General features: G+C 33.3%; 7 protein-coding genes. 6 read left to right on the top strand and 1 reads right to left on the bottom strand.

The annotated features are described in order from the left end of the window. Window positions 1–145: 145 nt before the first annotated feature. The 4 genes from EDD63_RS05385 to EDD63_RS05370 all read left to right on the top strand — a co-directional run bounded on the left by EDD63_RS05385 (window position 146) and on the right by EDD63_RS05370 (window position 3,967). Complete coding sequence (locus EDD63_RS05385; RefSeq protein ID WP_134169254.1) at window positions 146–1,357, top strand: hypothetical protein; 1,212 nt, start codon at window positions 146–148, stop codon at window positions 1,355–1,357. Window positions 1,358–1,452: 95 nt separating this feature from the next. Beyond that, on the top strand, window positions 1,453–2,418 hold the full coding sequence (locus tag EDD63_RS05380) for an ABC transporter ATP-binding protein (protein WP_134169252.1): 966 nt from the start codon (window positions 1,453–1,455) through the stop codon (window positions 2,416–2,418). Then, window positions 2,415–3,188 carry an ABC transporter permease gene (locus EDD63_RS05375; RefSeq protein ID WP_134169250.1) on the top strand — a complete coding sequence of 258 codons (774 nt, stop codon included), beginning with the start codon at window positions 2,415–2,417 and terminating at the stop codon, window positions 3,186–3,188. The genes EDD63_RS05380 and EDD63_RS05375 overlap by 4 nt, the downstream gene beginning before the upstream one ends. Next, window positions 3,188–3,967, top strand: coding sequence for an ABC transporter permease (locus EDD63_RS05370; RefSeq protein WP_134169248.1), 780 nt, complete (start codon window positions 3,188–3,190; stop codon window positions 3,965–3,967). The genes EDD63_RS05375 and EDD63_RS05370 overlap by 1 nt, the downstream gene beginning before the upstream one ends. A gap of 42 nt (window positions 3,968–4,009) precedes the next feature. Here the strand turns inward: EDD63_RS05370 and ispH are convergent, their stop codons facing one another. Continuing rightward, window positions 4,010–4,903, bottom strand: a complete 894-nt coding sequence (gene ispH / locus EDD63_RS05365; RefSeq protein WP_134169246.1) for a 4-hydroxy-3-methylbut-2-enyl diphosphate reductase — start codon at window positions 4,901–4,903, stop codon at window positions 4,010–4,012. A 107-nt stretch (window positions 4,904–5,010) separates the two neighbouring features. On the opposite strand from ispH, the gene EDD63_RS05360 reads away from it, so the two are divergent. After that, on the top strand, window positions 5,011–6,366 hold the full coding sequence (locus tag EDD63_RS05360) for a DEAD/DEAH box helicase (RefSeq protein ID WP_134169244.1): 1,356 nt from the start codon (window positions 5,011–5,013) through the stop codon (window positions 6,364–6,366). Beyond that, complete coding sequence (locus EDD63_RS05355; protein ID WP_134169242.1) at window positions 6,366–7,226, top strand: deoxyribonuclease IV; 861 nt, start codon at window positions 6,366–6,368, stop codon at window positions 7,224–7,226. Before EDD63_RS05360 ends, EDD63_RS05355 begins: the two co-directional genes overlap by 1 nt. Window positions 7,227–7,252 lie beyond the last annotated feature (26 nt).

The following is a 7,252-nucleotide window of genomic DNA, read 5'->3' as shown; positions in this document are numbered from 1 at the left end:
TAAACTGTCGAAACATGTTGGAAAGCCGTATACGTTAGTAGCGTACGTACGGTTTGATAAGGGGCGATTGAAGTAATTCAGTCGCCTACTTTTTAATGTTGGTTTATGCTACACTATACACATGAATCATCAAACAAAGTTATATTTGGGTAAAATTATTGAATATCATCGAAATGTACTTTTTGCTGGAACGAAAGATAAACAATATGCAAAAGAATACTTTTCATCACGCCTTGTGCAAGGAGAATTGATTACGATATGTTCACCGACGACGTATCGTAAACTGACAAATGACATTCCTGTTAAAAATGAAGATATTTATCTTGAACTATTACGAAAGTTGAATCTTACATATCAATCTACATCTATTGTGTATAAAAAAGAATTTACGAAAAGTGGCATGCAAATACTTGAAACGTATATGTATGGAGATTATGATGCAGTAGCAAGTATGATTACGCATCTATTAGCTACCTTTAATACAAATGATGCATATGAAAAAGAACTTGCATATGTACTTCGTATGATTCATGAAATGATGCGTGTAAAACATTCAATTGTAGATGCAACACAAATGGAATGTGTGTATACACTTTATGATATATATCCACAGTGGATACAAAAAATGTTGCTAACTGCAATTTATAATTATTTGATTATTACGCATCAAACACACAAGACTGAAGATTTTATAGATACATTACAGGATCATCCTTTGGAGCAAGTCTCTCGTATGTATTATTATATTGATAATCAAGTACACCTTGATAAGGTGGATGCAATGTATCAAAAACTGATGGATGTATTTACTAAACAAAAGAATTATTATCGCTTACTAGAACTAAAAGAATATCGACTAAAATATAACAACGTATTAGGGATTGCAAATGAAGCACTTATAGATGAAATTGAGTACATGTTTACAACTTATGAATTGCCTAATCATGCAAGGAAAAGTTATCTGTATTTCTTGGGGAAAATGTACAATCGTACAGCTTCATATGAAAAAGCAAAGACGATATTTGAAGAATGTTTACGACTTGATCCGAATATGATGACATACATATTGAGTTATTATTTTTATTGTTTACATAAAACAGACTCATTAATCCAAGTGGACCCTATGGTTTATGATAAACTAAGTGAGCAACAGCGTGCAATCTATACATATTTTACTTTGGATCCAAAAGATTATGGAAAACGTGAAGACTATATTTTAAAAGAACTTTCATGTCCCAAAATCATGAAGATGGAATATATGCATGACTTGGTATTAAAAGAATTACGAAAAAATGTGCGTATGACAAAACATTATGTAAAACTCGAACAATTTCTAAGTAAAATTGACGAATTTTAATAAATAAGTAAAAGAACTGATGAATTTAGTATAATCATCAGTTTTTGTTTAACCTTTTTGAATGATGATACGATCAATGACAAAGGGGGAATTATATGCAAATACAAGTAGAAAAACTAACAAGAGTATTTACACGTAAAAAAGGTATTATACACAAAACAAAAACAGATAAAGTTGCTGTTGATGGCATAAGTTTTGAAGTGAATAAGGGGGAAGTGTTTGCTTTGCTGGGACCAAATGGAGCAGGGAAAACTACAACAATTAAAATATTATCAACGCTGCTAGCGCCTACAAGTGGAAAAGCAACTGTATTAGGTAAGGATTGTTACTTAGAAGCAAAGCAAATTAGAGAACATATCAATTTTATTTTTGGTGGGGAATCAGGTGTGTATCGAAGACTTACAGGTAAGGAAAATCTTATCTACTTTGCTTCGCTATATCATATCGATTGTACAAGTGATACAAAACGAGTAAACCAGTTACTTGAACTCGTTGGCTTGATGGAGGCAAAAGATCAAAAAGTTGAAACCTATTCGAAAGGGATGATTCAACGATTACAAATTGCAAGAGGCTTAATCAATAATCCAAAAGTATTATTTTTAGATGAACCAACTTTAGGATTAGATCCAATCGGCGCTAGAGATTTAAGAAATATCATTCAAAAGTTAAAGCAAGCAGGTACAACAATTTTACTAACAACACATGATATGAATGAAGCAGACATATTAAGTGATCGAATTGCGATTATTAAAGAAGGTAAAATTATAGCATTAGATACTCCAGTGAATTTAAAAAAGCAGATTCGCGATGTAATTGAAATTGAAGCCACTATAAAAGAACTACCAGAAACACAACTTATAACATGGCAACAAGCACATGACATAGAAATCCAATCGTGTATTCAAAAACAAGGAGTCATTCAACTGCATGTAAAGTTACAAAATATGGTTGTACGAGATAATTTTATAAAACAGTTAACAAATTATGGTTTGCTTGGTTTCCAACAAAAAGAGGATTCACTTGAAGATGTATACATTCGTATAATTGAGGAAAACATATGAGAAGTATTACACAAACAATGATTGTGCAAATGAAAAACTCTTTTGCACGAAAGATGTTTCAGTTTACGATGCTTGTACAACCAATTATCTACACATGCATTACATACTTTTTGTTTAAGCAAACTAAGGAAACGAATTTTGGTGCTTATGTAGTTTTGGGTTCAGGTTTGTTATCGTTTTGGAGTTGTATTGTTTTTTCTAGTGCAGGAGATATCGATAGAGAGCGTTGGATGAGTACACTCCCATATCTATTTGCATCGCCAACAAACTTTACAAAAATTGTGATAGCAAAAATCCTAGGGAATACGTGCATTGGCTTATTTCCATTTGTGATTTCATATATAGTGGCAACATTTATTTTTCAAAGTCCATTTACCATTGCACATCCATTATTATTTTTAGCTATCGTTCCACTTGTGATTTTAGCCTTTGTGGCTGTTGCTTTTATTTTTGCAGCAGTCTTTACAATCTCCAAAAAGGGTGGGACGCTTATGAATTGTTTAGAGTATCCAATTTTTATTTTATGTGGCATGGCATTTCCAATTTCTGTATTACCAGACTGGATACAGCCAATCTCTAAATTATTACTTCCTACATATGCAGTTGATATTTTACGAGAAAGTGTATTATCTATACCAGATATGCAGCAATTTATCTATAAGATTATGATCCTTGTTGGACTTAGTCTAGTATATTTTATCATTGGTTATATTCTATTCATACAAATGGATAAGCATGTACGAAAACATGCATCTTTGGAGGTGTTTTAATGAAACGTATATGTAAAATTACCTGGCTATCTTTCAAAAGTAACTACTCTTATTTAGATATAGAAACATTTTTACTCATTAAAATTATCTCTCCAGTGATGCAAATGTTGTTTTTTACATTACTTGCCACGTATACTGGAGGAATACAGCGATTACCAATTACGGTGGTTGGTAATGCAATGCTTATCTGTACATTTGGTACCTTTGGTGATTTGGGGATTATGTACATTCGAGATCGTTATCAAGGAGTACTACGACTCATTGTTGCTTCAACAAAACATCCATTATCGATCTTTTTAGAAAAAGGAATATGCTATGTGTTTGAAGCAGTACTAACTGCACTATTTGGTTTAGTGGTTGGACAACTTTTATTTCAAGTGCAAATCATTGAGTATCCATTAATGGAGATTTTATTATGTATTTTTGTCTCTATGATTGCATGTGTTGCACTTGGTTATGTACTAAGTAGTATTTGTTTGGTTGTAAGTGATATCAACATGCTACTAAATGTAATATCGATGAGTATGCTTTTTTTATGTGGTGCAAATATAGATGTAGCAAAGCTACCAACAGTACTTCAATATGTAGCATATGCCTTACCAGTAACGCGAGGATTACAAGCTATTGACTTACTTGTTCAGGGTGCGCAATTTCAGATGATTGTACCATTACTTATACAAGAATTTGTGTATACATGTATGCTGTTTTTGATTGGAATCATTTTATATCAGTATTTTATGCGCAAGGCACAAGTTGATGCTACATTAGATATCATGTAAAAAAGCTGTACGTATTTGATATTCAAATACATACAGCTTTCTTTATCCTAAGATACAAGATATATCGATAGCGTCTACTTTTATTTCTGGGTTTTCAAGATACTGAATTACTTGATTGGTTAGATAGGTTGGAGTACTTGCACCAGAAGATACTGCAACAACCTTGCTACTTGATAAATCAAGTGCTTGCACATCTAAGACATCATTGACAAGATATACACGGTCAATGTGATTTTGTCTACCAATATCTGCTAAACGTTTTGAGTTGTTACTTGAACGATCTCCAACAATCAATAAGGTGTCTACATCTTTTAAATTTGCGATTGCTTCTTGTCGCACTCTTGTTGCATTACAAATTTCCTCAGCAAATACCGCTTGTGGATAGTTACTTTTGATTTGTTTAAAAATGTCAGCGACTTCGAAAATTGACATAGTTGTTTGATTGGTCACAAATACTTTTGAAGTAATGTGTACTTGTTTGATATCTTCTATACTTGTGATCAAATGTATTTTTGGATTTCCATCTACTACGGCCATTGCTTCAGGGTGATTTGCTTTTCCAATGTATAAGACTTCATATCCATCTGCCACATGCTTATCAACAAGATCTTGCGTACGTTTGACATCTGGACAAGTAGCATCAATTACATGAAGGCCTTTTTCTATTGCTTTATTTCGAATGGTATCACTAATACCATGTGCTGTAAAAATCACAATACCTGTGTCAATTTGATTAAGCAGTTCTTCTCGATTATCACCTTCAAGTGTGATAATGTCTAAGTTTTTCAAAGCGTCTTTCACATATGTGTTGTGTACGAGCATACCTAAGATATAAATTGGTGTATCTGGATATGCTTTTGCAGTATCTTTAGCGATTTGAATTGCGCGTACAACGCCTTTACAATACCCTCTAGGGCTAACTTTTATAATTTCCATGTCTACATTATAACGACTTTGTGTTAAAATGTAACCCTATTGCTTTTTTTTCGCATGAACACATGTGTTATAATGAATTAGCAAGAGTAGAAACGAGGTGTAAATTAATGAAATTTGCAGATTTAAAGTTACAAGGAGATGTTCTTAGTTTTATTGAAAACAATCATTTTCAAGAACCAACCATGATACAAGAAAAAGTAATTCCTTTAGCATTAAAAGGAAAAGATATAATTGGTGTCTCACAAACGGGAACTGGGAAAACCCATGCATTTTTAATTCCTATTTTCAATCAAATCAATGTTGAGAAAAATGAAGTGCAAGCAGTTGTAAGTGCACCAACACGAGAACTAGCTTTACAAATTTATACAAAAGCGTTGGACATGCAAAAAGTCAACAAACGTATTCGTATTAAATTAATTACAGGGGGAACTGAAAAAAGTAAAATGAGTGCGCAATTGCGTAATCAACCTCATGTTGTTATTGGTACGCCGGGACGTTTAAAAGACTTGTTTTTGAATGAACAAAGTTTATTATTACAAACTGCTAAAATGTTTGTAGTCGATGAAGCAGATATGACATTGGAATATGGATTCTTAGAAGACATTGATCAAATTTGTTCGCGTATGCGTAAAGTACAAATGATGTCATTTAGTGCAACAGTACCTGAACAACTTCGTTTGTTTTTAAAGAAATACATGCATCAACCAGAAACAATTGATATCAAAGTGGATAAGAAGTTCAAACCAAGAATCGATCATATTTTGATTCCTTGTAAGCATCATAGTTATAGTGCGATGCTGTTAAAACTATTACCAACATTCCATCCATACTTATGTTTGATTTTTGCCAATACAAGACAAGAGGCAAGTGAAGCAACAGAAACGATGCGTAGTGCAGGGTATGGTGTTATTGAACTACATGGTGATTTAACAAGTCGTGAGCGTCGTTCTGCGATGAAGGATATTGAATTAGGTAAACACAATTACATCGTTGCTAGTGATATTGCAGCACGTGGTATGGATATTGAAGGGGTAAGTCATGTCATCTCACTTGGATTCCCAAAAGAAATTGATTTCTATATTCATAGAGCAGGTCGTACAGGTCGTGCTGGGAAACAAGGGATTTGTTATGCCCTTTATAATGAAAAAGACGAAGCTGCAATTCGAATCCTTCAACAAAGAGGAATTCATTTTGACCATTACCGCGTAGTTGGAAATGAGTTAAGTGAATTAAAGCCGATTTTTTATAAACGTAAACGTAACGATGATCCATTGGAAAAAGAAATTGCTAAGATTGTAAAAAACAAAAAACAAAAAGTAAAACCAGGATATAAGAAAAAACAAAAAATCCAGGTTGCAAAATTAAAACGTAAACACAAGCGTTCATTGATTCAAACAGAAATAAAAAAACAAGCAAAAGAGAAAGCGAAAGCGCGCCAAATTGCGTCAAGAAGTGAAGAATAATGAAGATTGGTTCTCATGTTTCAATGAAAGCACCAAACTTTGTTTTGGGAAGTGTTGAGGAAGCTTTGTCCTATCAAGCAAATGCTTGTATGATTTATACAGGTGCTCCTCAAAATACACGTAGACAACCACTTGAAAAAATGAAAATTGATGAAGCAAAAGCTTTAATGGATGAACATCAAATACCGATGGAACAAATGATTGTCCATGCACCATATATCATCAATTTAGCCAACACGCTTAAAGTAGATACATATGAACTTGCTGTTGAATTCCTACAAAAAGAAATTGAACGTGTACGTGCAATTGGTGCGAAATACCTTGTATTGCATCCGGGAAGTCATGTAAAAGCAGGTGAAGATGTCGGTTTAGATCAAATCGTAAAAGGACTTGATGAAGCCCTGCTTGGTAATGAGGATGTGTATATCGCACTTGAAACAATGTCGGGTAAGGGAAGTGAACTTGGTTATACTTTTGAACAATTGAAATACATCATTGATCACTGTAAACATCAAAAGATGTTACGTGTTTGTATGGATACATGTCATATGCATGATGCTGGATATGATGTAGCTGACTTTGATGCATTACTTGATCACTTTGATGACATTGTTGGTTTAGAACGTTTGGTGTGTATTCATTTAAATGATACAAAGAATGAAAAAGGTGCAAAGAAAGATCGACATGCAAATCTAGGACATGGAAAACTTGGTTTCGATACACTGTGTAAAATTGCCAATCATCCGCGTGTAGACCATGTAGTGAAAATTCTTGAAACTCCATGGATTGATGGAAATGCACCATATAAAGAAGAAATAGAAATGCTACAAACAAAAACGTTTGTGAATATTATGAAATAACATCTGCATCATTATTATGTGGATGT

Source organism: Breznakia blatticola, assembly GCF_004365815.1.
GTDB classification, from domain to species: Bacteria; Bacillota_I; Bacilli_A; order Erysipelotrichales; family Erysipelotrichaceae; genus Breznakia; species Breznakia blatticola.
This window is presented reverse-complemented; position numbering and strand designations above follow the sequence as displayed.

What these genes read in the sequence shown, in the direction of transcription:
- EDD63_RS05380 (WP_134169252.1), top strand. Translation starts at nt 1,453, where the DNA reads ATGCAAATACAAGTAGAAAAACTAACAAGAGTATTTACACGTAAAAAA.
- EDD63_RS05375 (WP_134169250.1), top strand. Translation starts at nt 2,415, where the DNA reads ATGAGAAGTATTACACAAACAATGATTGTGCAAATGAAAAACTCTTTT.
- EDD63_RS05370 (WP_134169248.1), top strand. Translation starts at nt 3,188, where the DNA reads ATGAAACGTATATGTAAAATTACCTGGCTATCTTTCAAAAGTAACTAC.
- ispH (WP_134169246.1), bottom strand. Translation starts at nt 4,903, where the DNA reads ATGGAAATTATAAAAGTTAGCCCTAGAGGGTATTGTAAAGGCGTTGTA.
- EDD63_RS05360 (WP_134169244.1), top strand. Translation starts at nt 5,011, where the DNA reads ATGAAATTTGCAGATTTAAAGTTACAAGGAGATGTTCTTAGTTTTATT.
- EDD63_RS05355 (WP_134169242.1), top strand. Translation starts at nt 6,366, where the DNA reads ATGAAGATTGGTTCTCATGTTTCAATGAAAGCACCAAACTTTGTTTTG.